This window comes from Erwinia sp. LJJL01, from assembly GCF_047300805.2.
Taxonomy (GTDB): Bacteria; Pseudomonadota; Gammaproteobacteria; order Enterobacterales; family Enterobacteriaceae; genus Erwinia; species Erwinia aphidicola.
Genome location: NZ_CP178576.1, coordinates 3,522,687 through 3,545,789, shown reverse-complemented (window position 1 = coordinate 3,545,789; position 23,103 = coordinate 3,522,687). Strand labels below are relative to the sequence as shown.

32 protein-coding genes are annotated in these 23,103 nt (G+C 53.4%); 6 read left to right on the top strand and 26 right to left on the bottom strand.

Annotation, left to right across the window (positions count from 1 at the left end; genetic code table 11):
* Positions 1 to 2: 2 nt before the first annotated feature.
* The 16 genes from ACLI4M_RS17535 to ACLI4M_RS17460 all read right to left on the bottom strand — a co-directional run bounded on the left by ACLI4M_RS17535 (position 3) and on the right by ACLI4M_RS17460 (position 10,047).
* Positions 3 to 1,448 (bottom strand): phage tail protein, encoded by a 1,446-nt coding sequence (locus tag ACLI4M_RS17535; RefSeq protein ID WP_133624029.1) that lies wholly within the window; start codon positions 1,446 to 1,448, stop codon positions 3 to 5.
* A complete protein-coding gene (locus ACLI4M_RS17530; protein ID WP_133624030.1) occupies positions 1,445 to 2,050 on the bottom strand; it encodes a phage tail protein I in 606 nt (201 codons plus the stop codon). Before ACLI4M_RS17530 ends, ACLI4M_RS17535 begins: the two co-directional genes overlap by 4 nt.
* Positions 2,043 to 2,954 (bottom strand): baseplate assembly protein, encoded by a 912-nt coding sequence (locus tag ACLI4M_RS17525; RefSeq protein WP_133624031.1) that lies wholly within the window; start codon positions 2,952 to 2,954, stop codon positions 2,043 to 2,045. Before ACLI4M_RS17525 ends, ACLI4M_RS17530 begins: the two co-directional genes overlap by 8 nt.
* Complete coding sequence (locus ACLI4M_RS17520) at positions 2,951 to 3,295, bottom strand: GPW/gp25 family protein (RefSeq protein ID WP_413449735.1); 345 nt, start codon at positions 3,293 to 3,295, stop codon at positions 2,951 to 2,953. The genes ACLI4M_RS17525 and ACLI4M_RS17520 overlap by 4 nt, the downstream gene beginning before the upstream one ends.
* Positions 3,292 to 3,846, bottom strand: coding sequence for a phage baseplate assembly protein V (locus tag ACLI4M_RS17515; RefSeq protein WP_133624032.1), 555 nt, complete (start codon positions 3,844 to 3,846; stop codon positions 3,292 to 3,294). Before ACLI4M_RS17515 ends, ACLI4M_RS17520 begins: the two co-directional genes overlap by 4 nt.
* Complete coding sequence (locus ACLI4M_RS17510) at positions 3,843 to 4,487, bottom strand: phage virion morphogenesis protein (RefSeq protein ID WP_133624033.1); 645 nt, start codon at positions 4,485 to 4,487, stop codon at positions 3,843 to 3,845. Before ACLI4M_RS17510 ends, ACLI4M_RS17515 begins: the two co-directional genes overlap by 4 nt.
* Complete coding sequence (locus ACLI4M_RS17505; RefSeq protein ID WP_413449734.1) at positions 4,487 to 4,975, bottom strand: phage tail protein; 489 nt, start codon at positions 4,973 to 4,975, stop codon at positions 4,487 to 4,489. Before ACLI4M_RS17505 ends, ACLI4M_RS17510 begins: the two co-directional genes overlap by 1 nt.
* Positions 4,962 to 5,150 (bottom strand): hypothetical protein, encoded by a 189-nt coding sequence (locus ACLI4M_RS17500; protein ID WP_422389087.1) that lies wholly within the window; start codon positions 5,148 to 5,150, stop codon positions 4,962 to 4,964. The genes ACLI4M_RS17505 and ACLI4M_RS17500 overlap by 14 nt, the downstream gene beginning before the upstream one ends.
* Positions 5,095 to 5,514: a hypothetical protein gene (locus ACLI4M_RS17495; RefSeq protein ID WP_133624034.1), complete on the bottom strand. Its 420-nt coding sequence runs from the start codon at positions 5,512 to 5,514 to the stop codon at positions 5,095 to 5,097. Before ACLI4M_RS17495 ends, ACLI4M_RS17500 begins: the two co-directional genes overlap by 56 nt.
* Positions 5,514 to 6,059, bottom strand: coding sequence for a lysozyme (locus tag ACLI4M_RS17490; RefSeq protein ID WP_133624035.1), 546 nt, complete (start codon positions 6,057 to 6,059; stop codon positions 5,514 to 5,516). The genes ACLI4M_RS17495 and ACLI4M_RS17490 overlap by 1 nt, the downstream gene beginning before the upstream one ends.
* The gene (locus tag ACLI4M_RS17485; RefSeq protein WP_013200148.1) at positions 6,056 to 6,349 is read right to left on the bottom strand and encodes an HP1 family phage holin; all 294 of its coding nucleotides are present in this window, start codon (positions 6,347 to 6,349) and stop codon (positions 6,056 to 6,058) included. The genes ACLI4M_RS17490 and ACLI4M_RS17485 overlap by 4 nt, the downstream gene beginning before the upstream one ends.
* Positions 6,340 to 6,543: a tail protein X gene (locus ACLI4M_RS17480; protein WP_013200147.1), complete on the bottom strand. Its 204-nt coding sequence runs from the start codon at positions 6,541 to 6,543 to the stop codon at positions 6,340 to 6,342. The genes ACLI4M_RS17485 and ACLI4M_RS17480 overlap by 10 nt, the downstream gene beginning before the upstream one ends.
* Positions 6,543 to 7,037 (bottom strand): head completion/stabilization protein, encoded by a 495-nt coding sequence (locus ACLI4M_RS17475; RefSeq protein ID WP_133624036.1) that lies wholly within the window; start codon positions 7,035 to 7,037, stop codon positions 6,543 to 6,545. The genes ACLI4M_RS17480 and ACLI4M_RS17475 overlap by 1 nt, the downstream gene beginning before the upstream one ends.
* Before the next feature lie 97 nt (positions 7,038 to 7,134).
* Entirely contained in the window at positions 7,135 to 8,085 is a 951-nt protein-coding gene (gene gpM, locus ACLI4M_RS17470) for a phage terminase small subunit (protein WP_133624037.1), read from the bottom strand.
* 46 nt (positions 8,086 to 8,131) lie between these two features.
* On the bottom strand, positions 8,132 to 9,181 hold the full coding sequence (locus ACLI4M_RS17465; protein ID WP_133624038.1) for a phage major capsid protein, P2 family: 1,050 nt from the start codon (positions 9,179 to 9,181) through the stop codon (positions 8,132 to 8,134).
* 29 nt (positions 9,182 to 9,210) lie between these two features.
* Positions 9,211 to 10,047: a GPO family capsid scaffolding protein gene (locus ACLI4M_RS17460; RefSeq protein ID WP_133624039.1), complete on the bottom strand. Its 837-nt coding sequence runs from the start codon at positions 10,045 to 10,047 to the stop codon at positions 9,211 to 9,213.
* A gap of 149 nt (positions 10,048 to 10,196) precedes the next feature.
* Here ACLI4M_RS17460 and ACLI4M_RS17455 point away from each other — a divergent pair, with 149 nt between their 5' ends.
* From ACLI4M_RS17455 to ACLI4M_RS17445, 3 genes are all read left to right on the top strand, one after another.
* The gene (locus ACLI4M_RS17455) at positions 10,197 to 11,909 is read left to right on the top strand and encodes a terminase large subunit domain-containing protein (protein ID WP_133624040.1); all 1,713 of its coding nucleotides are present in this window, start codon (positions 10,197 to 10,199) and stop codon (positions 11,907 to 11,909) included.
* 3 nt (positions 11,910 to 11,912) lie between these two features.
* Complete coding sequence (locus ACLI4M_RS17450; RefSeq protein ID WP_133624041.1) at positions 11,913 to 12,983, top strand: phage portal protein; 1,071 nt, start codon at positions 11,913 to 11,915, stop codon at positions 12,981 to 12,983.
* Between the two features lie 364 nt (positions 12,984 to 13,347).
* Positions 13,348 to 14,691, top strand: a complete 1,344-nt coding sequence (locus ACLI4M_RS17445) for a KAP family P-loop NTPase fold protein (protein ID WP_166643187.1) — start codon at positions 13,348 to 13,350, stop codon at positions 14,689 to 14,691.
* A gap of 92 nt (positions 14,692 to 14,783) precedes the next feature.
* On the opposite strand, the gene ACLI4M_RS17440 is transcribed toward ACLI4M_RS17445, so the two are convergent.
* The 7 genes from ACLI4M_RS17440 to ACLI4M_RS17410 all read right to left on the bottom strand — a co-directional run bounded on the left by ACLI4M_RS17440 (position 14,784) and on the right by ACLI4M_RS17410 (position 19,722).
* Positions 14,784 to 15,065: a hypothetical protein gene (locus tag ACLI4M_RS17440; RefSeq protein WP_133624043.1), complete on the bottom strand. Its 282-nt coding sequence runs from the start codon at positions 15,063 to 15,065 to the stop codon at positions 14,784 to 14,786.
* 155 nt (positions 15,066 to 15,220) lie between these two features.
* A complete protein-coding gene (locus tag ACLI4M_RS17435) occupies positions 15,221 to 17,593 on the bottom strand; it encodes a replication endonuclease (protein ID WP_413449733.1) in 2,373 nt (790 codons plus the stop codon).
* On the bottom strand, positions 17,586 to 17,864 hold the full coding sequence (locus ACLI4M_RS17430) for a hypothetical protein (protein ID WP_133624044.1): 279 nt from the start codon (positions 17,862 to 17,864) through the stop codon (positions 17,586 to 17,588). The genes ACLI4M_RS17435 and ACLI4M_RS17430 overlap by 8 nt, the downstream gene beginning before the upstream one ends.
* Positions 17,857 to 18,669, bottom strand: coding sequence for a DNA adenine methylase (locus ACLI4M_RS17425; RefSeq protein ID WP_133624045.1), 813 nt, complete (start codon positions 18,667 to 18,669; stop codon positions 17,857 to 17,859). Before ACLI4M_RS17425 ends, ACLI4M_RS17430 begins: the two co-directional genes overlap by 8 nt.
* Positions 18,666 to 18,893 (bottom strand): TraR/DksA C4-type zinc finger protein, encoded by a 228-nt coding sequence (locus tag ACLI4M_RS17420; protein ID WP_133624046.1) that lies wholly within the window; start codon positions 18,891 to 18,893, stop codon positions 18,666 to 18,668. The genes ACLI4M_RS17425 and ACLI4M_RS17420 overlap by 4 nt, the downstream gene beginning before the upstream one ends.
* Positions 18,893 to 19,123, bottom strand: a complete 231-nt coding sequence (locus ACLI4M_RS17415; RefSeq protein ID WP_133624047.1) for a DUF2732 family protein — start codon at positions 19,121 to 19,123, stop codon at positions 18,893 to 18,895. The genes ACLI4M_RS17420 and ACLI4M_RS17415 overlap by 1 nt, the downstream gene beginning before the upstream one ends.
* A gap of 74 nt (positions 19,124 to 19,197) precedes the next feature.
* Positions 19,198 to 19,722 carry a hypothetical protein gene (locus ACLI4M_RS17410; RefSeq protein WP_133624048.1) on the bottom strand — a complete coding sequence of 175 codons (525 nt, stop codon included), beginning with the start codon at positions 19,720 to 19,722 and terminating at the stop codon, positions 19,198 to 19,200.
* 204 nt (positions 19,723 to 19,926) lie between these two features.
* Here ACLI4M_RS17410 and ACLI4M_RS17405 point away from each other — a divergent pair, with 204 nt between their 5' ends.
* The gene (locus ACLI4M_RS17405) at positions 19,927 to 20,409 is read left to right on the top strand and encodes a hypothetical protein (RefSeq protein WP_133624049.1); all 483 of its coding nucleotides are present in this window, start codon (positions 19,927 to 19,929) and stop codon (positions 20,407 to 20,409) included.
* A 78-nt stretch (positions 20,410 to 20,487) separates the two neighbouring features.
* Here ACLI4M_RS17405 and ACLI4M_RS17400 read toward each other — a convergent pair whose 3' ends face one another.
* From ACLI4M_RS17400 to ACLI4M_RS17390, 3 genes are all read right to left on the bottom strand, one after another.
* Positions 20,488 to 20,748 (bottom strand): hypothetical protein, encoded by a 261-nt coding sequence (locus ACLI4M_RS17400; RefSeq protein ID WP_133624050.1) that lies wholly within the window; start codon positions 20,746 to 20,748, stop codon positions 20,488 to 20,490.
* Between the two features lie 135 nt (positions 20,749 to 20,883).
* The gene (locus tag ACLI4M_RS17395) at positions 20,884 to 21,144 is read right to left on the bottom strand and encodes a hypothetical protein (RefSeq protein ID WP_208864886.1); all 261 of its coding nucleotides are present in this window, start codon (positions 21,142 to 21,144) and stop codon (positions 20,884 to 20,886) included.
* Positions 21,145 to 21,180: 36 nt separating this feature from the next.
* Positions 21,181 to 21,534, bottom strand: coding sequence for a hypothetical protein (locus ACLI4M_RS17390; protein ID WP_133624051.1), 354 nt, complete (start codon positions 21,532 to 21,534; stop codon positions 21,181 to 21,183).
* A gap of 91 nt (positions 21,535 to 21,625) precedes the next feature.
* Between ACLI4M_RS17390 and ACLI4M_RS17385 the strand changes: the two genes are divergently transcribed.
* On the top strand, positions 21,626 to 21,919 hold the full coding sequence (locus tag ACLI4M_RS17385; protein WP_133624052.1) for a helix-turn-helix domain-containing protein: 294 nt from the start codon (positions 21,626 to 21,628) through the stop codon (positions 21,917 to 21,919).
* A 174-nt stretch (positions 21,920 to 22,093) separates the two neighbouring features.
* The gene (locus ACLI4M_RS17380; RefSeq protein ID WP_133624053.1) at positions 22,094 to 23,080 is read left to right on the top strand and encodes a phage integrase; all 987 of its coding nucleotides are present in this window, start codon (positions 22,094 to 22,096) and stop codon (positions 23,078 to 23,080) included.
* Positions 23,081 to 23,103: the final 23 nt, after the last annotated feature.

Sequence of the window (23,103 nt, the reverse complement as noted above, 5' to 3'; positions counted from 1 at the left end):
GATTAATATCCTATCGCTGCATAAATAATAGAATTCGTCGTTGGCGTCGAATACACAAGCCTTACTTTTGTGCGGTCGGTTCCTCCCGAGTCGTAACTCACAAATCGGTTTGTAGGATCCTGGGTTGGCATAATCGGTATTAAAATCTTCGCCGCACTTGGAAATGGCACGGCAAAATTCACATCAACGGTTTTAACCGCAGAACCTGAACTATCAACATTCACCACTCCATATTGAATGAAATGCCCGCCGGGTAATCTGAAATACCCGCTATTGCCTTTTCCATTCACGAAAAATGACATATCGGGCACTTGACCAGCCCCCTCGCCTATCACGGCCTTTGCAGCACTTCCCAGCCCAAGATTAGCCAGAAAAGCCGCCACGTTAGCGATATCCGCGCCGTTAGCCGACTTATCCATTTTCCCGGCCAGCGCATTGGTCATCGTGGTGGCAAAGTTCGGATCGTTACCCAGCGCCGTAGCCAGTTCTTTCAGCGTATCCAGCGCCGCCGGAGAGGAGTCAACCAGTCCGGCCAGTGCGGCTTTAACATAGGCCGTCGTCGCGACCTGCGTATTGTTTACCGTCTGCGCGGCGGTCGGGGCGGTTGGAGCACCGGTCAGCGCAGGGCTGGCAAGCGGAGCCTTCAGCGCCAGGGCATTCGTCAGCGCGGTGTTAAGCGCAGAAACCAGCAGCTGAGCAAATGCCGTGGTGGCAATCTGCGTGCCGTTGTTTGACTGCGCGGGCGTTGGTGCCGTGGGCGTCCCCGTCAGCGCAGGGCTGGCAAGTGGCGCGTAATCTGCAACCACTGTTTTAACGTGCGCCGTGGTTGCCAGCTGCGTGCTGTTGTCGGTTTTGGCGGCGGTAGGTGCCGTGGGCTTTCCAGTCAGGGCCGGGCTGGCCTTTGGCGCGTATTGCGGATGTGGATCAGCAGCAAGCAGATGCTGCGACATCAGCGAATCGGCATAGGCTTTCACTTCAATCACAGCGTCATCCACGTATTTTCGCGTCGCCAGCACTACAGATGGGTCAATCTTCAGCGTCACCGCGTCGGTGCTGTTAACGATCAAGATCATACGCACGGTCTGCGTGCGGCCACTGCCTTCCTGCAACAGCGGCTTATACGTTTCCGCGCAGTTCGCTACGGCAATCAGCACGCCTTCAGCATCAAACAGGCCGATCTCACGAATCCACCAACCGCCCTCATTTTCCGGGATAACCTGCTCCGCAATGATCTGGCTGGCGTTGGCGCTGTCGATGCTGAGGGAGTTAAGCTGCGCACGACGCTTTTCCCCAATTAGCGCCGTCTGGCTGGCGTTCGGCGTTGGCAGCACGCCGCCACCGTCGCCCAGCGCCATATGTGTAATCTGTAATTGTGTCCCCAGCGCGGCGGCGTTTGCCAGCTTACCCGCGCCGAGATTGGTCAAAATTGCATAGTATTTAGCTGTCATGCGTTCACTCTCACGCTGTCAATAATATGGACCGCGCTGGCACCGTACCCGATGCCGCTCACGGAAATAATTTCTGGTGTGTAGGGGTAAACCGTCAGTTCATCCCCGGAATAACAGGCCGCAGCTACCGGCAGGCTGCCGCTGGTCTGCAAATTAATCGACATGCCGATCAGATGGCGGCTGACGGGCTTTGCATCGCTGATAAGCCGCTCAAGCTCCTGATAGGTTTCCTCACTGATGCCCTGATCCTGCACGCCAATATCCAGGCGAAACGTGCCGGGCGCGTCGCCGTTTTTCCACCACTCTGAGATGCGCAGCAGGAAGCCGAAAGGCTCCACCACCCGGCGGATAGCCGTGGTCGTCCCCTTATGCTGATGGATATAAAACGCGTCTTTCACCACCTTGCGCTTTACGCTCTCCGTCCAGCCTTCATCCCAGCGATCAACCGACCAGGCCCATGCCAGATACGGCAGCAGGCGCACGGGGCAGACGTCAGGGTTAAGCAGATCCCGCAGCGGCACGCTAAGATTCGCCATATCGCTACAGGCGGCGGCCAGGCGGCGCTCAAGGTCCGAGGCTGACGGCGGCAGCAGGCTATTCATCCGTTCCCCCAATGGTTACCACTGCGTCAGTGCAGTAAGCCGCCTGCGTGTTATCCAGCACTACGTTCGCGACTGGTGTTACCAGCTCAACGCGCTGCACGCCCTCAACGTGTAGCGCCGCATAAATCGCTGACATGTTGATATCGCGCCCGATGCGGGACTGTCGCTGCGCATACGCGGTAAGATTTGCGCTGGCAGCGGCCAGCACCGGCTCAGCTTCCGGGCCGGGCAGCAGGTAGATTTTTGCCTCTATCGCATAATTGACGATCTCAGCAGGGCTAACGGTCACGCGGTCCGCCACTGGCCGCACGCTTTCATCATTGAGCGCGGCAGCCACAACGGCGATCAGGTCAGCAGCGGCGGTGCCGTTACCCTCCCTGCTCAGCACGGTGACCACCACTTCCGCCGGTGACGGGCTGATAGCGCGTGCATCGGCAACGCGCCCGTCCGCGCTTTTGGCGTGATACTCATAGGCCGCCGTCGGCCCGGCTACGGATAACCCTTCGAAGGCCGCCGGGATGCGGCTGCGCAAATCCTCATCGCTCTCCATCACGGCGGCGACCGGTGGAATAGCCTCGGTATCCGCCGCGGTCACCGTCAGGCGCGTCACGCCGTTATTCGCTGCCAGCTGGTCAAGGTCGGCGCCGCCCGAGTAAGCAACCATCACAGCCAGTCCCGCCTCATTGATGCGCTGACGCAGCAGCATTTCGCGGTAAGCACTTTCCTGTAAGTGCTTAACCATCGGCTCAGATTCCAGCTCAAGCGTTTGTGCGATAGCCGCCTGTTCTTCAGCCGGATACAGCGCAATCAGCGCCGCCTTGCGGGCGGCCAGAATCACCTCATAATCCAGCGACTCGACGATCTCCGGCGCGGGCAGCTGTGAAAGGTCAATGACGCCACTCATATCGTGATATCCGTTGTAATGGCGCTCAGCGAATCGCTGCGCTGTGCGCTGATTGTCATTTTCCTGGCACCCTGCGCCGCACTCTCAAATGTGATCTGCGTCGGGGTGATACGCGGCTCCCACTTCCACAGCGCGATAACCGCAGCAGAGATCAGACGCAACCGCGTTACATCGTTATCAGGCTGGTCCAGCAGTGAAAAGAGCGCGGAACCGTATTCCCGGCGCATCAGTCGACTGCCGACCGGCGTCAGGAGAATGTCTGCAATCGACTGTTTCAGATGCGCTTCACCTTCCACCGCTGCGCCGCTGGCGCTGCTCATTCCTTTCCATTCGCTACTCACTGCGGGCCTCCCGTTTTGCTTCCGCCAGACTGCACGCCGCCGTGTACGTGGGCATGCACCACCACACCGTTAGAAGACATACTGCCGCCGCCCTGCGTCACCTCACCGTTAATCACCACCTCGGGGGCATTAATCACCAGCCGGGCCAGATTCAGCGTCATGGTGCCGCTGGCATCAACCAGCGTGTTTTTAATTCCGGTCAGGCGCTTCTGGCCGCTGGCAGGGTCATAGCCTTCCTTTGCCCCGTCCGGGTAGCGCGTGATATTAGAGGTCTGACTGGTATCCGGCGGCAGCGCATCAGTGCCGTACAGGCTGAAGGCGATGAAGGCATTTTCCAGATCGCCGCCCGGGGAAAGGATCACAACCTGCTCCCCTACTGATGGCGCCCACCACGTCTGCGCATCCCCGGCACGCTGCGCACCCCAGCGCACCCAGTCGGTGGTGTTACCGCCCGTTTTTACCCTGGCGACGTACTCCACATAATCCACCTGCTGAACGGTGCCAACGCGGATCAGGTTTTGCAGCAGGCGTGCCGCTTCCGCTTCTCTCATTGCCCTGCTCCTTCCATTGCGCCGATGATCGCATCGGCGATGCCGTCGATTTCTGTCGATGTCAGCCCCAGCAGCTGGCGCGCCGGATACTTCGCACTGGCACGGTGGGCCACCTTATCGGTAAGGCCGTACTGGTGAACCCGCGCTATCCTCGCGGCATTGCCCTGGAAACCAACAACCGCCGCGTCCGGATACGCCGTCGCCTTCAGGAAGCGGGCGGCACGCAGCCGCCGGAACATCGGGTTTTTAGCCGCTTTCGTTTCGGTTTTGCGGGACAGGTCAATACTCAGATAGCGCTCAATATCGGCGCGGATGAACGAGCGGATGCCGCCCTTGTCTTCATCAAACCCGGTGATCATGCGGTCGCCGTAACGCCCCTTGCTGTTGCGCCAGTTACGCAACCGGCGCACCTGGCCGCCATGCAAGAAGCTCACACCGCCCTGAGTTCGCAGCTTCTTCTGCTTGCGTGCCGGGTATGCGCTGCCATCGGGGTTTTTCTGCTGGCCGATGCGCTTCTGCTGGCTGCGGCGCAAGTCGGCTGCCACACGTCGGGCCATACTGCGGCGGGTCGTGGGCTTAGTGACGCCCAGCACATCAGCGAGAATGGCACCCAGCTCGTGAAAAAGAAGGTTATCCGCCATTACTCACCGCCCCGAAGCGTTTGCGATGCGCCGGTGTTATCATTGACGGCCAGCAGGGTCAGCCACTTACCGATCACATCATCCTGCATCTTAGGTTCGATGCGGTGCGTGACAACCGGTCGCCCATCCGGACCTGTCGCGATAACGACGTTTTCAGTGGCGTTGATCACGAAGAGAATATCCGCCGTGCCATCGTTAAGAATCTGCGCATCGAAGCCGATCCCGCTTTCCCGACGAGCCGGGTTAAAAAGCAGCTCAGTCTGGTTTTCAGCAGCCCATGCGAGGATCGGAATCGCCAGGTCATCCAGTTCGCCTGGGTAATCCATCGCAAGGACGTTCAGCTCGTACTTATAGGCAAAAGACGGTGACGGGGTGCCGGATGCAACGATGTTGCCTTTTGTCACGTACACTTCCAGGCGGTCTGGCTCCCGCGTAAAAAACGGGTTATGCGCCACGATAGCCGCCCGCATCAGTTCACTTTTCAACATCACCGGCCTCCTCGCGCTGCTGCTCAATCTTCAGCAATGCAGCTTTGTCTTTGTTGGCGCTGTCCAGCGCATCAATCAGTAAATCGGTCCACTCCAGCGCCTCGCCGTACAGCATGCGCTTACCGCTGAGGTGTGGGTAAGGCACTGGCGTTGGCTGGAGCAGCTCCGGCGGCATCCGCAGGCACTGTGCCGGGACGTATACTGGCCGCACGGTTGAGCAACCGGCGTTCAGCAGCAGAAGGCACAGGCTCAAAGGCACAGCGATCGCCTTGCAGATCAGCGCGGAGTGCTGCGCGGCGCTTTTCTCCTTCCTGCCTGTCTCGCTCTTTTTCATGGACCCTTTCCGCTGTTATCACACTGAAGATTTTCATGGTGAGCTGAACGTTACCGATCACCGTATTGGCGCCGTTGAGCTGGCCGGTCACCCGTTCAAGGTCAGCCCTTGCTAATGAGGCCGCCCGTTTGAAGTACGTACCGCCGAGAATGGCCAGCACGGTCAGAACTGACGCCACCGCATAAAACAGCCGGGAAACGTTCATCACTCCTCCGGGGCCAGACAGATCAGCCGCTCAGCTTCCCGGCGCTTGACCAGCCCGGGTAGCTTGCGCCCTGCGGCGTTCACAAAGTCCGGCAGCCTGTTGCACATATCCGCCCAGCGCCTGGCCTGCGCATGACGCCAGATGGTGGTGCGCTGCTTAACGCCCTGACGGTCGGTGAACCACATCAGGTTGAGGCAACCCATATTGAACGCGGCTGAGGTCATCGCATCAAACTGGCCCTGATTGAGCAGGCTACCGTTAAAATTGCGGTCAATGCAGCGCTCGGCACGTCGAATATCCTCAACCCACATCGCGGCAATCTCTTCGTCGCTGTAGGTGTGGCCCGCCCGGATATCCGTGGTTGAACCAATCCCCGCAGTGAGTTTGTCAGCGGGGCAGATGTAAGGATCACGACGGCATCCCTCAGCATCTCCAATCAGCTCCAGCCCCTGCGGGCTGGTTCTGACCTGCCCGGAATACTCAACCCCGACAATGCCGATAATCACCGTAACGAAACACACCACCGCCTTTTTTCGAATACTCATAGCGCACGCCCTCTTTTTTCCGTGCGGGCCATCTCCTGAAACGCGCCAACGACTTCATTCAGGTTATGGCTGCCTGCCTTCTCAGCAAGGCTGAACATAATCGCGGTGCGCTTCTCCTCCTCCAGCTCCACCCGACGCTTATGCCGTTTGTTGAGCCGGTAGGTCAGGATCCCCAGCACGATGCCGATCAGCGTCGCCCACTGCGTCAGGGAGAACAGCCCCAGCGTAGTCAGGAAAGCTGAAGGCAGGTACGAGAGAAACGAAACCACCCTGTCAAAATTCAGTCCCATAGCTGCACCATCTCCGCCTGTGCTGCCGGTGCAATGTCCGGCAATGTGACTTCCTGCCCTGCGGCCATAAACGGGCTGCTTTCACACAATCCGGGGTTAGCTTTCAGTACCGTTTCGGTGATGCCGCGTGTGCTGCCGTAATGGCGCTGGCAGAGCTGATCCAGCGTGTCGCCCTGTAGTGCTTTGACGATCATCAGACCAGCTCCGCCAGCCCGCGGCTGATTCCGATAATGTCCCGAATCGCAAAGTTGGAATCGCGCCAGAGCGTGTCAATTTGCGACGTCAGTGCCGCCGCGTGTTTCTCCCCCTGCCCGGTGGTGTCCACATCGCGATAGCCCTCAGTCAGCAGCGCTTTCGCTGCGCAATACACGGCACGCTGGTACAGGAAAACGTATTCGGTCGTGTCGTTAATTTCTTCAGACGGCACAGCCTCAAGCGACTGATAGCCCTCCGCCTGCTGACCGACACGCCACTCAGCAAGCTGGCGGTTTACACTCAGCACCGACTCAGTGGCCGCATGCTTCAGCCGGTCAGTGGTAACCAGCCCATTCAGACGCATATCGCGGCGCACATCCGACAGGCGGATTTCAGGCCAGAAAGTCCCGCTTTTTACGCTGGCCCCGCCGTCGTTGATATCCGTTGCTTCCCCCTCAACGGGGTTTATCTCTTTGCTGGCTACCAGACTCATGCTCTTACTCTCAAAAGGTCAGGCGGTGGACGGCGGGAAGTGAAACAGCCACGCTGATAACTTCCGCCGTGCCGCCTGGTGCGCGGGGGCACATTCTTTACTCAGCAGCAGCGGGCTTCTTCTTCGCTACTACCTTCTTAGCCTTGGCCGCAGCTGGCTTTTTAACCCCAGCCGGGCGACCGCGTTTTACCGCCGGTTGCGCGGGCGGTGCCGCTGCGGCCACCTGTTCGGCATCCGTTGATGCGACCAGCAGGCCAGCGGCTTCAGTTGGTTCAGTTGGCTCAACTGGATCAGGATCAATCACCGTCACCGCTGTAACGGCGGACGTCGGAATAGCCTGCTGATCAATGCCAGGGGTTTCGCCGCCAGCAGCTGCGGCATCAGACAGGGCGGATTTCTTCAGCAGGCGCTCAAGCTGCTCAATCTCACGCTTCACGCCGATTTCGCTGAATTCAGTAATGGCTTTTTGCAGGTACTCCAGCGCTTCTGGTAGCGTTTCCGGCACAGTGCGCAGCGTATAGCCGATGGCTTTCCAGAGCTTGGCGCGGACCGCTTCGGGCACATCCTGCCCGGTGGTTAACCCGTCCAGCGCCTTTAATAAATCCACGCACAGCGGGGCCACGTTCGGCGATGCCTTGAATGCCGCCAGTACCGGATCGCAGATTTCATCAATCAGCGTCACCGCTGCGGTGCGGTTGAACCTGTCAGGCATTGAAAGCTGATGGCGGATTACGTACTCGCCGATGCGCAGCGCTTCCGCAATATTCCCGGCATCGATATGCCACAGCATGACGCGTGTCAGCACGTCATCCGCCTGGCCGCTGTCAGCCGCAAGCGTGCCATCAATCCAGCCCTGATAGTCGGGCAGCAGCTTCTGCTTTTCTTCCGCCTTAGTCTTATTCGACTGGATACCCTTAAGGCGATTCATATCGATGCGCAGGCGATGCAAAATCTGTTCATACGCCGTCATATCGGCAAACGTTGCCACCCCGTTGCCACGGTTCTGCGCCATGACGTTCTCAAAATGTCGTCTTGCCGGTGTCAGCATGATTCCCCCTGTCAGCCGGGACGGATGCCCCGGCATCGTGTGTAAGTTACTCGCCCGCTGCTTCTGCGAAGGTGATGCCTTCAATCAGGCAGCCGAAGCCATAATCTTCAATGACGTAAGCGTCATTTGAGGATTCATAGGTAGCCACGCGGTTGTATTCCGGCTCATCTTTCAGCAGGCGGCGCTGCTTCTCCTCCATCCAGTAAATGGACAGGTTGGAGAGAGACGTAATGAAAAGCGTGCCGTCAGGGAATGACGGGGCGATAAGCGACGGGATATTCCCGATAGTTTTACGTGAGGCGATAAGCTGGCCCGCCAGCGCTTCGCTGTTAGGATTGCTCTCGCTGATGCCGTTGATTAGCGGGAACTCACGGGCGGTAACGATGTTACGGCCACACAAAACAACCAGTTCGTCTGACGACTTAAACCATTCATCTAGTAGTGAGCTGGTCGCATCGAATACCAGTGAGTCCAGGCTACCGTAATCACCCTTCGCAATAACTTTGTTCGAGTCATCACGGCTGGTTAACCTGGCTCCTTTCATCACTCGCTCAGGGGCGTTGGCGCGATATTTCTGCATCCAGCCGATATTTACATCCTGAAGCAGCGGATTAGCAGCAAGGTCCGATTTACCAGCACGGCTAGTGCCATTGAAGCCAATCATGATGCGGTCAAGCGCACGGCGCTTAATGATCTGGTTGGTAATGCGCTGCTGGAAGTCCGGGAATTTCGCCCACATGTCCAGCTGCGGATAGCTGATAAACGTATCGTAGTTGGTCTGCTCACAGCGATATTTATCGTCATCAAGGGTATGGACCGATCGAGGCGTGCGACGGTCGGTGCTTGAGGTATTGGAACTGGCAATCGGGCCACTGATGCCAAGGCCCAGCTTTTCACCTTCCTGCTCAGAGACCGGCACCACGTTGATTTTTTTCAGCAGCTCACTGGAGTCCTGAATCTTGTCCTCCAGCTTCTGCGCCACTGATGGTGTGATGCTGAAATGCTTTGAGTTAGCAACATGCTCCGGCTTCGCGCCGTTGAGCTGGGCCTGTCGCAGGTTGTAGGCATCCCACAGCAAACGTGTTTCATGTTTCATGTACTTTTCCTTTAATCGGGTATGAGTTATCAGCAGTCAGCCAGGTTTGCCTGATCGATGCCGTTTCCGCCTGGTGCGGTCGGGCGCTGGTTAAAGTTGCCGTCCTGCTTCTCCAGCTTCGCCGTCAGCGCCGCCAAATCATCACGGACCTTGCTCAGCTCGGTACTGTCAGCAAAATTTCGCTGCTGCTGGCTGAATCTCTCAACTTTGTCCAGGGTATCCGCCTGCGATTTCGCGACCAGTTCAACCGCGTCGCTGATCTCAGAAGCTTCAGCAGAAAACTGGCGCTGACCTTTTGTCAGCAGGGTTTTGATGGTGCTGAAAAATTTATTGCCGGCTTCCGCTGCGGGCGCGTCAGCTTCGAACTCAATAACCGTTTCCATCGCTTCACTGAACAGACAGGCAGGATTACTTTTGCGGGTCGCCAGAGGATTTACCGGGCTGTTCGCGCAGAACTGAAGCATTTCAGTACCCAGGCTGGCAGGCGAGTCTGTGAAGGCCAGCCCCATCAAATAGGCTTTGCCGGTATCAGCAAAGCTGGGGTTAATCTCAACACTGCTGTAAACCTTCTGACGCTTCTTATTCAGCTCAACCATTTCGTCAGTCGCATCGATCAGCGCATAAAGCGCCAACTTACCCTTTAACGGGCCATCCGCGATCTCTTCGGCTTTCGCTGCTTCGACGTCGCCATACATGCGGAAAGTGCTGTCAGGCGAAAGGCTCTTCAGATGCTCCAGATTGCAGCGCGCCCCATACAGCTGAGGGCTATAGCTTTCCGCCATCTCCTGAATCTGCTGGCGCGTCACATCGCGGCCGTCGCAGGTTGCCCCCTCGACCACGACGCGGAAATACTTCGACTTTGGCATTGTTCAAACTCCGGTTAATTAGTAGTGGTATCACCCTGTACCCCTATCTTCTTTCCCGCAGCCAAACCGCGCCACACATGGGAATTGTGAGCGGCCAGCGACAATCTCGGCTGATATTCCGGGCCTCGCGGGCGCGATAGCCTGTACGCATGAAAACAGTCACCGATCCCCGAGACGAGGCCAAAAGCCTTTACTGGCAGGCCTACAGCATTCCCCAAATCGCGCGGCGCCTTGGGCTGAGTGCTAACACCATTTATTCCTGGCGCCGTCGTGACGCATGGGACGCAACCACGCCTATCCAGAGGGCGCTGGAGCGTACCGACGTGCGTTATTTGCGACTGATGGCAAAAGAAGACCTGAGCGCTCATGACTTCAAAACGCTTGACGTGCTTGGCCGCCAGCTGGCGCGACTGGCGCGAGACGAGCGCAAAGAGAAGGATCAGGAGAAGAAAGAGAAGACGCCGAAAAACCATTTCAGCGACGAGCAGATCGCCGAGCTGCGTGCCCTGGTGCTGGAATCGCTGTTTGAACACCAGAAGCGCTGGTACAAACAGCGCGAACGCCGTAACCGCTTCATTCTGAAATCGCGTCAGATTGGTGCCAGCTGGTACTTTGCCCGCGAAGCGCTGCTGAGGGCGCTGGAAACCGGGACGAACCAGATATTTCTTTCGGCCTCCCGCGCTCAGGCCTTCCAGTTTAAGAAATTCATTATCTTCCTTGCGCGAAGCATCGGCGTGGAGCTGAAGGGCGGTGACGAAATTATCCTGTCGAACGGGGCAACGCTTTACTTCCTCGGCACGTCAGCGGCAACCGCGCAGTCATATACCGGCGATCTCTATTTTGATGAAGCCTTTTGGGTCGCTAACTTCCTCAACCTGCGCAAAGTGGCCGCCGGGATGGCGACGCACGTTGGCCTGCGCCGTACCTATTTTTCAACGCCATCCAGTGAAGAGCATGAAGCCTTCGAATTCTGGAGCGGGAACCTGTTCAACAATGGCCGGGGCAAGAAAGAGCGGGCAGATCTGGACCTGAGCCATAAGGCGTTAAAAGACGGCCAGCTGTGCGCTGACAATATCTGGCGGCAGATTGTGACGGTGCAAGACGTTATCGATCAGGGCTTCCCGTTCATCGACCTGGAAGAGATCCAGTGTGAGAACAGCCCGGATGAATTCGACAACCTGTATCGCTGCATCTTCGTTAAGCAGGGTGAACGGGCGTTTAACTATAACGCCCTGATTAACTGCGGCGTGGACGGTTATAGCGGCATCTGGCCGGACTGGAACCCCTACGCCCCGCGCCCGCTGGGTAATCGAAAAGTCTGGATTGGCTATGACCCCAACGGCAACAGCGATAAAGGCGACAGCGCCGGGCTGGTTGTGCTGGCCCCGCCACTGGTGCCGGGCGGTAAGTTCCGCGTGGTTGAGCGTCACCAGCTGCGCGGCATGGAATTTGAAGAGCAGGCCGAATTTATCAAACGCCTGATAAAAATATATGACGTGCAGCACATCGATATTGACGGCACCGGCATCGGCGCGGCAGTTCATCAACTGGTAGTGAAGTTCTTCCCGGCGGCACAGATGCACGTCTACACCCCGTCAGTGAAGCGCCAACTTGTGCTGAAAGCGCAGATGGTGATACGTGCCGGCCGCTTCGAATATGACGCCGGAATGATGGATATCGTCAGCAGCTTTATGACGGTAAGGAAATTCATTACTCAGGGCGGGCACACCTCTTACGCATCCGACCGCAAGCGCGGCAGCAGCCACGGCGACCTGGCCTGGGCAACCATGCACGCATTACAAAATGAACCGCTCGGCAATGATGCTGGCAGCGGTAGTGACAGCTTCGTAGAGGAATTCTAAAAAATGAGCCGCAGCCGTAAAAATAACAACACACTCAGCAGTGCGACGACCACTGAATCACTGCCAGCTGGCGACTCACTTCAGCAACCAATTGAAGAAATTCAGTCATTCAGCTTCGGGGAACCGACGGCAATCATGGATCAGCGCGATTTACAGGACTGCATGGAGTGTGCAAAAAACGGGCGCTGGTACGAACCACCGATCAGCACCTATGGACTGGCCCGTATGGTTGAGGGCGCCGTTCACCACCAGTCGCCGCTAATTTTCAAACGCAATGTGATTATGTCCTGCTTCAAACCGCACCCGCTGCTGTCCCGGCAGGATGCCAGTGCCTTCATCATGGATTACCTGGTATTTGGAAATGCTTATCTTGAGCTGAGGGAAAACATGCTCGGCCAGCCGTTAAAGCTCAAGCACAGCCTGGCGAAGTACACCAGGCGCGGGGAAGATCTCGATCAGTATTGGTTTGTCACCTATTACGGTGAGGATTACGCCTTCCCCCCCGGCAAGGTGTACCACCTGCGCAGCCCGAGCATTCACCAGGAGATTTACGGCACACCTGAATATATGTCAGCAATGCAGTCAATCCTGCTGAATGGAGAGGCCACGCTGTTCCGCCGCAATTACTACATCAACGGCAGCCATGCGGGGGTAATTGTTTATCTAACCGATCCGGTTGCAAACAGCGGGGACGTGGAAAAGCTGAAGAAGTCACTGAAGGATGCCAGGGGCGGCGGCGCGTTTAAAAATCTGTTCGTTTACGCGGCGGGCGGGAAGAAGGACGGCCTGCAAATCCTGCCATTCAGCCAGATCGCGGCAAAGGATGAATTCACCGGCATCAAGGACGCGACCCGTGATGACATGCTGGCGATTCACCGGGTACCGCCGCAGCTGATGGGTGTGCTGCCTAACAACACTGGCGGCCTGGGTGACATTGAGAAGGCGGCGAAGGTTTTCGCCATCAATGAACTGTATCCGATTCAGTCAGTGCTAAAGGATCTTAACGACTGGTTAGGCATTGAGGTATTCGACTTCACACCTTACGCGCTGACGGAGACCGCGGCCCGCAGCTGACACGGCCACTTCTACCCGATTATCACACCTCCAATCTAAGCCCCTCAGCGCCACGCTGCGGGGCTTTTTCTTTACGCACCCAACGACACACCCCCACCTCTGATAGGCGAGCCATGCGCCAAATTTCGGCCAATTTTGCCATTTAAATAAATACCCCCACCTTACCCCCTCAGCGCGCGACTGCTCCCCCGCCTCGCCCGCGCATAAAAAGGGTGCCTTTTTTTGCACTATTTCAAGCATGGTTATCCCAGTACAGATGCTGCTTGACCCACAATAGTTCAGAATGATAAATCTGTGCATAGATGCTTATTTTTGTGCATCAAAAATATCTAACCTACGAGACACTCATGCAAAGGGCTTTTTAATGGGAAATTCTGCAGACAACCAATTTGAAGAAGGATTTACAGCTGAAAATGACTTATTTGGGAGGAAAGAGCTTTATACTCAAATGATGCGAGTCATGAATCATTCCGGGGAAAGCAACCTTGTAGTTGCGCTTGATGATGAGTGGGGAAACGGAAAGACTTCATTTATAAAAATGCTTGAGAATGAAGTAAACAAAAACAACAATGAATTCCGAGCTATATATTTTGATGCTTTTAATAATGACTATCAGAGCGATGCATTCCTAGCACTCACTTCACACATCTACAAATTATTAGAACATGAAACCTCACTACCAAAAAATTTAAAAGACAAGTTCATTAGATACTCAACTAAGGTTGGAGCATCAATATTAACCAGCAGCTCCAAATATCTAATAGGTGTTGCAACTGGAGGAGTTCTCAGTGGATCAGCCATTGAGTCCGCTAGTGATAAAATATCAGAAGCATTATCCTCCCCTTTAGAAGAAGTTATATCTGAAAAAATAAAATCCTTAGAAGAAGAAAAAAATACATTAATACACTTCAAAGAAACTTTAACCGACATTTACAAAAAAACCAACAAAAAGCATATTTTTATAATTGATGAACTTGACAGGGCGCGGCCTGATTTCTCTCTTGCTTTACTGGAGAAAGTCAAGCATATTTTTTCAACCGAGGGATGGATCTTCATTCTTGTATTAAGCCGCACTCAATTTCAAAAATCAATTGAACAGCAATATGGATATATTAACTCGAAAGTTTATCTTAATAAATTCATTCACTACTGGTTTTCACTACCTAAAAGAAGCGAATTTGAAAGGGAAGTCCAGCAAGGATATACAACATCAACCATCAGTAAATATCTTACCCGCCTTGACTCAAATAAAAAAATCCTTTCACAAGGTGGATACTTGATTCAAACATTAGCCTTATTATTAGAAGCTAATTCCTGCTCTCTCCGCGAGACTGAAAGATGCTACTCTCTTCTTGCTATATTAACAAATATCGAGAAAGCAAATAGTTACATTCCAGTTTATCAGGTTGCCACTTCGCTATGCGCTTTCTTAAAAGTACACAACAATGAATTACTTAACAAAATACACCTTAGAAGCATAGATATGACAAGTATAATTACTGAACTAAAAATACCCAAACAGTATAACTCTCATGAAATATACCCTTATCTATTAGAAATGATAAATTTCCACCTACTCAGTCAAGAAGAGAGAAGAGCCGAGATAGATAAAGGAAACTATCCCAACTACACAAATTACGGTAGAATTTCATTACCACTAGAATCGTTACCGAAAGAAATATCAATGCTTCACCTCAATTTTAATTGAATACCCTAAAGCATTCCAAAGTAACTTACTCCACTCAAGCCATATTAACATTGGCTTGAGCTTCCAACTTAATATCAAAATAAATACCCAGGTTAGAACCAAAAACTTTTACCCCCAAAAGTACGAGCCATATCAGACAGCGGCTCTTTAACTTTTATAAGCACAGTATCATCAGCATCGGTGCTTACGACCGCAGAAATTATCTTCAGGGTGATCACGTCTCGGACCACGCCTTGATATGTGCAGCTGATGCGAAGATGGTCACCGCGAACGGGTTTAGAGAAGCCGGTGTATGTGAGATACATCTCTTTGATTAGCCCCATACGGATGCGGCCAAAAGTATCAGGGGGATAATTGGTATCGTAAACTTTCATCGGGGGACCGCTCCGGGCGGGTTAGACTCGTTTTCTGTATATCTGCGAACGGGGTACAGGTCAAGAAAACGACAGACGAGGCGGCAAAGCACCGCCATTTTCAGAATTATCTGTTTAGTTCCACCTTCCGCCCAGAACGGTCATTTCTGCACGGGCTATTGCCGACTTGCGTGCGAAAGCTGGTAAACCCGGCTCATAAGCGCGCTTTTAATCTCTTCATCGCCGCGCCCGGCGTCGCAGATCGCACCATCAGCCTGCGCACGCCAGCGTTTTCCGCCCAACGTCACAACCTCACCCGCTGCCAGCGCCTGCGCTTCTAGCTCTGTCAGCCTCATGCCGCAACTTTCTGCAAAATCGGTAATATACGCAGCCCGGTCCGGCTTAATATCATTGGCACTTACAACAACTGACCGAGGCTTTTCACACTGGCTAGCCAAGTGCTGATTGAAAGCCCTGCGCTGTTTACGCGTCATTTTCTCAAATCCAACCCCCTCCCAAATTTTCTCGTCAGTAACTGACGCTTTCGGTACCGCATGGTCAGCCTTGACCGTGCTCGATACAGCGGCTTTTTTTGACTTTCGCGGCTCCCGCGTACAGTTATTGACAGAACTCCGAGGGGCGGCGGGGCCGCCTGATAAAGCAAGGTCAACACCCACGGCAACACCCAGTTCGGCGCTTTCTTCCACCTTGCGGACGATCTGGTAACTGGTGGTGCGGGTATAGATAACCGATGATGCAGGCTCAAACGGCGAGTAAACGCCAGTGATGTGACTCACGTCATCGCCGTAATCATTGCCGTTTTCGGTGATTTCATACTTCAGACGCACGCGCAGAAGATCGCGGGGAACCAGTGGACCACCCTGAGCCGTGACATATCCCGCCCAGTCATATTCGCCAGCAGCAACCTGCGCTGGAACGATTTCAGGGAACAACCAGAGATCTCGATCGCGCAGGCGGCCCAGCTCACGATAAACAGTGACTGGTGCGCCGCCAATTTGTTGGAACTGTCGGATGTTCCAGCGCGAGGCCCACGCGCTAACGCGTGCAGACATCTCCGTTAACAGCTCACCGGTTTCATCATCCTTCTCGCCATCCATGCCGTGCGCGTCGATGTTTTTGGAAATGTACTTAGCGATGTATCCAGTTGCCGATCCGAACTGTTCATCGATAGGAACGTGCATAAACCGGTTTTCCTGCGCCCCTTTCTCATTACCATCAACTTTCAGCGCATATTTTCGGAAAATAGCACGCGCAAAATCCACATCTTCCGGGCGGAAGAAAAGCAGCGCATGCCAGTGTGGCGTACCATCGTGATGCGGTTCAGTAACCCGGAAACCGAACGTGCGGATACCTTCGCGCTTCCACTTAGCGCGCACCTTCGCCCACACGTTGCAGAGATAACGCTGGGTTTCACGCGGGCTTGAACCGTTATATTTGTTATTGCGCTTGCCGCTGTGCTGCATGGCGTGAAACTTTGACGGCGCGGTCAGAGTGTAAAACTCACCCACTAACCCCTCAGCTTTAGCCAGATCCTCAAATCCACGCATGCGAGCCATCAGCTCAGCGCGGCGTATGTTCTTATTCGCCACGCTGCCATTAACTTTGTCAGCCAGGGAAATGCGCTCACCGGTTTCCTTATCTTCCAGCTCATGAGCATTGATATATTCGCGGTTAGCTTTTTTCTGTGCGGCCCATTCCTTGAGGCACGGCTCGCTGCAATAGGGCTTCGCTTTTTTTGAGACGTAACCAGCCGCCACCATAAGATGCTCACGCCACTGGTCATGTAGCCGACGCAGGCGGCGCAACCACCATGAAGGTGACTCTATGCGGGCAGCGCCGCGCAGTGCATCTTCAGCGGAAAGTTCTTCTTTGCAGTAAGCCTGCCAGCCCGGTGCCGTCATGTTCAGGTGGGTAATCAGCCAGCCAGCGCGACCAAAGCCGGAAATGATTGCGAACTCATAATCGCCGTGACGTTCGACCTGGTGATCTACTTCGCGCATTAGCTCGACGGTAAGCCGATCAGCAAGCCGATAAGCCAGCTTTTTCAGCTCACGCTTACCTGCCCACGGTATGCGGTTGAAGTCATCACGCAGATCAAACAGCGGCCCGGGCAACACCACCGGCGGGAGATATTTGCTATTAACATCGTCAATGCGGGGAAGAACAAAGCGCCCAAAGCTGTTTTTCAGCCACTGCGACGCTTTCTTATTACCCTGATTCTGTTCGATGTTGGTTAATCGCAGCTCGTAATAACGGCGGATATACTGCGGCAGCGCCTGCAACCGGCGGCGCAGCAATCGCGGTTCTGAGTCACCTGCCGTTTTCTGACCGCAGTAATCGAACACTGAGATGCTGCGCTCTTCACCATCAAGATTGCGATAGCGGATGACTGAAGGCGAGCGGTCCAGTTCGTCAAATGCAGGTTCGCGCCGTGCGTTCCACGCAAAAGCCCCGGCAGGCTCGGGCGGCATGCCGGGGTATGGTGGAGTTGGTGACGGGGCTACGCGACCACGCTGATGCTCAGCCATTCTCAGCCGGTGCGTTTAAGTGCGCTTGATACTCTTCTACTGACTGCCCTGTCATACGACTTCTAAGCCAGTGCTTTAAATGCTCTTGCTCTGCGATACGCCCGTAAAGCTCAATTATGAGTTTTTCGGCTTCTGCTGAGATATAGGCAAAGCGTTTAGCTAATTCAAACTGGATAGCCTCCGGCGTTTCGCAGCAACCCGGTTGCCCCAACGCAGCACAAAAATCAGCAATCTCACTGTCGATTAGCTCCCTGATTGTTGGCTTACGCATGCACCACCCCTGCACCACGGCTGACAGCCACAATCTCAGCAGCCTTTTTGCCCTTACCAGCTGCAACGCCAACGCTGCGGAATGTCGTAATGCTGTTCACGCTGAAACCGGCATAAGCCTCGCGGGTAAACTCCGTATCACTGTTAGAAGCCACAACCGGATAGCCCTCGCTGCGCAGCTGCTGAAGGCAAGCGGCCAGCTCAATTTGCTCCGGGCGGCCAAAGCCTTCCGTGTGGTACTGGCTGAAAGTGCCGTCATATGGCGAATCGCTATAGATAACGTCACCGGGCTGAACCATCGCGAGAGTCTCCGCAAAACCTGCGCATACGAAGGTTGCGAGGTGCGCCTTAGCAGCGAAGGCGCGGATCTCTTTCTCAGGGAAATATGGCTTGGCTATTTTCTCGAAAGGCACGTTAAACCCGCCGCTCAGGTTGTAGCGGCAGACACCCCGATAGCCGTGGCGATTCATGTACAGGAAGTACACAGCGCGATGCAACAGAGGTAGGGCAGGCTCGTTATTGAATTCAGCGCGGATAGCCAAGTAACACTCACGCGTTTTATTCTGCGCGAAGACCTTAGCCGCCAGCGCGAGAAATGCGTTTTCATGCTCCCTGATCTGTACGTAGAGATTAATCAGATCAGAGTTGATATCCGCGACCAGATACGCCCGATAGTCCGTATTCATCATCACGGCACAGGAACCGGCAAACGGCTCGACAAGTCGATCACCGGCCGGCAGATGTTTTTTCAGTTCGGTCATCACTTTGGACTTACTGCCGACCCATTTTAATACGGTGCTATTCATTGAATGCCGCCCTTAGTGTGGGCTGCGCGGCGCTCTATCAGCGACTGGCAGAAAACGCAGGTTGTAACGCCGAAAATGGCAGCGCGACGAACTTCAGGGATCGGCTCGTCACACTCCTGGCAGAAAAATGCGCTGGGCTGCTTTGGCAGCTGGCGAGCATTGTTGATTTGACGCGCCAGCGTTTCCGCCTGGCGCTCTTGTTCTAAATCCATTGCGTCAGCCATCAGTGGACCTCCTCCGCCTCACACTCATACCGCAGAGCTTCTTTTACGAGAAGCGCAGCGGCTTCAGCCGCAGGGAGTTTCATTTGCTGGATGTGAATAGCGAGGGCGTTGAGGCGGATGGATACACAAAGCGATTTAGCTTTCTGGCCGTCAGAATTGGCCTTCATCAGCATGGTATGTAAAACGACTTCAGCATTAGCTTCTATCAGTCGGGTTTCGAGATTTTTCACGTGTAGTCTCCTGAAAATGGACAATAAGAATCCCGGCGCAAATAAAGCGCCTGTTTTCATAGCTGTGGTTTAAATCAGAATCCGGCAGCACTTGTTACATGGCTGCTCGGTATTTCGGCATCATCGGCGTGATAGTCTTCCAATGATGCTGGCGCTATCTTCCGGGGATTTTTTAAGGCTTCCTCTTCGCCCGGCGGGCTGTAAGGAATTTTATTAGCCAGTTTCTTTATCCCTTTCATTCCGCGAATAACGGTCAGCTTTTCTTTTTCATTCAGCTGCTCGTAATTTAAAGAAACGTGCTTTTCGCTTAACTTGTCCATATGCAACGGTGACAGGGTGGCGAGAGAATTACCCAGCACAAAAACAACCTTTCTCTCAGCCATATTCAGCTTATTGAATGCCAGTGCCATCTTGCTCCCGCCCCGCATTGCGTCCACTTGCTCATGAAACCTTTCAAGGTAAGGCTGGGCTATTGCGGCATAAGGGTTAACCGCCCCACGTCCTCCCGCAATAATCCGCATAATCACCACCTCTAATCGCTGCTTATCAGGCGCATCACTCGTAAATGATGCCTCGGATAAGTGCCGGTTTTTATCCATGTCCGGCGCATGGTGTGTTATCTTCGCTTCGTTCGCCAACACGACCAAGAGCAGCGAACAAAACAGACCAACACAAGGATTTTTTCATGAGCAGATCATTTACAACTAATAACCGTGATACAGAAGACTTCCACGTACTTCACAAACCAGCCCCAGCTCCACAACCTTCAGACAAAGGGGGCGAAGACTCAGAGGACTAATCAAATGAACGATAAACCAGACCACACTGAAATTTTCCAACTTCACTACAGCTACTATCTGGAACACATGACAGAAGGGTTCAACCGTCGTGTATTTAATTTCGTGTCCTTCGTTCAGGTAGTTATGGGCGGAACGATCATGGCTGACTTCACCAAAGGCCTTATTCCGGGTTTGGTAATTACGCTCCTTTCTGCTTTCATGTTCGTTTACAAGCCTGGAGAAATTGCCAGCAAGGCTAAACAGCAATCTAAACGCTACGAAAGGCTGATCAACAGATTGCCTTCTATCACTAGAGATGAACTGGTAAATAGTCTTTCTGACAGCTCTGAGTTTGATTCTTCCGTACCTGGAAGCCTCACTAAACCAGCGTATATCCGAGCCGCCATTTCCACGGGAAGCGATCCGGATACAATCGATAAAGAGATAATGAGCCTCGGAAAGCTCGAGCGTGTTTATACTTTTATCTCCGGAGGTATTCCACATTAGCAATTTCTCTATGAATCCCATCAGACATACCACTCGTAAATAGCATTTCGGATAGGCCCGGCGCTTAGCGCCGGATTGTTACCAGCTACCCGGAATCGGATAGTGACCACAGCTGACCTTTGAAATAAGGCGTTCGATTTCCTCATAGGCTTCATCATCACAAGCGGCTTTCGCCACCGTCTGCAAACCCTCAAGACCGACGCTCAGGCGGAAAGCATGATCGGCGGTTGAATTAGCGCGGACCTCAGCAGCAATTGCGGTTGCCGCTTTCAAATTCATGACCTTCGTGTGGTAAGCATGCAGGAGGTTATTTGCCAGAGTCGAATATTGTTCACGCATGGTTTTATGCCCGTTCTGAATTATTTTGCTGTGCGTTTAGATTTTACCCGCTCTACGTAGTCACGGATCATTAACTGAATACCTTCAATCAATCCGTAAGCGACTGCGCACAGGGAAACAAAAAAAATAATGTCGTCACTCGTTAATGTTGCTGGCATGAGTAATTTCCGATGTTGGAATATATCCGGTTAACTTATTCAGCCATTCATCCTGATCCGCACACAGCTTGTCGATAATTTTTACCGCTTCAGCCTGCGCAAAATCCTGCCCGAAATAGTTGCCATCCTTTGTCACGATGTAGCGGTGACGCGGGAAAAGTGGTGACCGGGGCGCTCGGGATATAGAGAAACCTCGATATACCGATAAATGAGAATTTACGGGTACGATCTGATGCATGCTAAGCCCCCTCATAAGTCAGACTTAATCCCCTGTTCAAAAAGTGGTTTCTTTGTCAAGATGGCTGAACCCGTCCAGATACATACGAGCGTAGTAAGCCACCATGTTCACTTGAAGCAGCTCCCTCCGGTTAGGATTGGTCCGTGGAGCCAATGGCAGATAAGCACGCTCGGCATCGCTTTGAACCTGCCGCAAGTCCATCTGATACAGATCAGCAAACTCTTTTAAGGTCAGCCGGGGCTTGATGCTCTGCTCGGTAAGATGTGCGAGTGCTAAATCCATTGCCTCACGTTCCTGGGTACTCGCTACCCCCGGATAACTAACGGTACGGCGCATGGGGTTTTTTCTTGCAACACGCTGAGGCGCATCACTTCTTTGTTTTCCCGTCATGAGCTATTCTCTTTGGTTGGTTTAGATTGGCTTGATTGGGTCCTATATGTAGCCCATCGCCATTAAAGATCCTATATAGGGCCTCTGTCAAATGAAATTGAGTGAAAAAATTAAAGCTATCAGGGAAGCTGAGGGCCTTAGTCAAAATAAATTCTGTGAAATCATAGGGTTGTCGATAAGCACTTTAAAAAAGTATGAGCAAGGAAAGTTTGAGCCTGGTGGGGATGCGTTAACAAAAATCACCCAGCATGAAAGATTTGAGAAATATACGTTGTGGCTAATGACAGGGAAAACGTCAGCAGGCATCGGTCAGATTTCGCCTGCTCTCTCCCCTGATGGGCAAAGCGAAATATCGAAAATCCAGACCAACACAAAAGCTGGTTAGTCATTGAAAAGATTATGAATAACTGGGGTTCGGGTGGTATCTGTACGATTAAAGTCCCTTTTTATGAAGACATAGCTTAAGTTAAGAAAATTTTATGCTTTGATACCCATCAAATTTAAGTTAATTCAGGCTCACGGCCTGCGCTGAGTAAGCATCACAGGAGCAGTTGAAACAATGACGGTTAAATCACTGGGCGCAGAAGGCTGGCAAGTTGACGTGCGCCCTCGGGGTCGCGATGGAAGGCGTATCAGGAAGAAGTTTCCAACGAAAGCGGAAGCGGTGCAGTTTGAGCGCTGGGCTATAGCGACAGGCCATAACAAAGAATGGCTGGATAAGCCCAAAGATAAGCGCCCCCTTTCAGAACTGATTGACCTCTGGTGGAAACACAAAGGCCAGCTGCTTAGGGCTGGCGAGGATACCCATCGCAGGCTGATACTGATTAACGAGAAAATGGGGCATCCCAGCGCGGACAAAATCAACCCCGCGACTTTTTCAGATTACCGGGCTATGCGGATTTCAGCTGGCAGAAGTCCTAAGACGCTTAACCTTGAACAGGAATATCTCAGCAGTCTGTTTTCTACCCTGATAGAACTGGGCCATTTCGGCGATCCGAATCCGTTGGCCGGTATGAAGAAAATCACGCTGGTTAAAAATGAGATGGGCTTTCTTAACAGGGAAGAGATAACCGAACTGCTGGAAGTACTGGAAGGTGATAACCGACTGGTTACGAAATTATGTCTGGCTACCGGTGCGCGATGGGATGAAGCCGCGTCGCTCACATCGGAACGGGTTATTCATAACCGAGTTACCTACACGAAAACAAAGAACGGCAGCAATCGAACGGTCCCGATTTCCCCGGCCTTGTCTAAAGAATTACTGGAGGGTAAAAAAAGGCTGCTATTCCCAGCTGTAAAGTATCTGGAAGTTAGGGAAGCCATAAAGACACTGGCACCACATCTACCAGATGGCCAGGCGACACACGTACTTCGTCACACGTTCGCCAGTCACTTCATGATGAACGGCGGCAATATTTTGGCACTGCAAAAAATTCTAGGTCATAGCCGGATTGAACAAACGATGGTTTACGCCCATTTTGCCCCTGACTATTTAAACGACGCAGTGAAATTTAACCCGCTAAATAACTTTACTCTTCACAAATAAATTATTGTCAATTAAAGAAACCA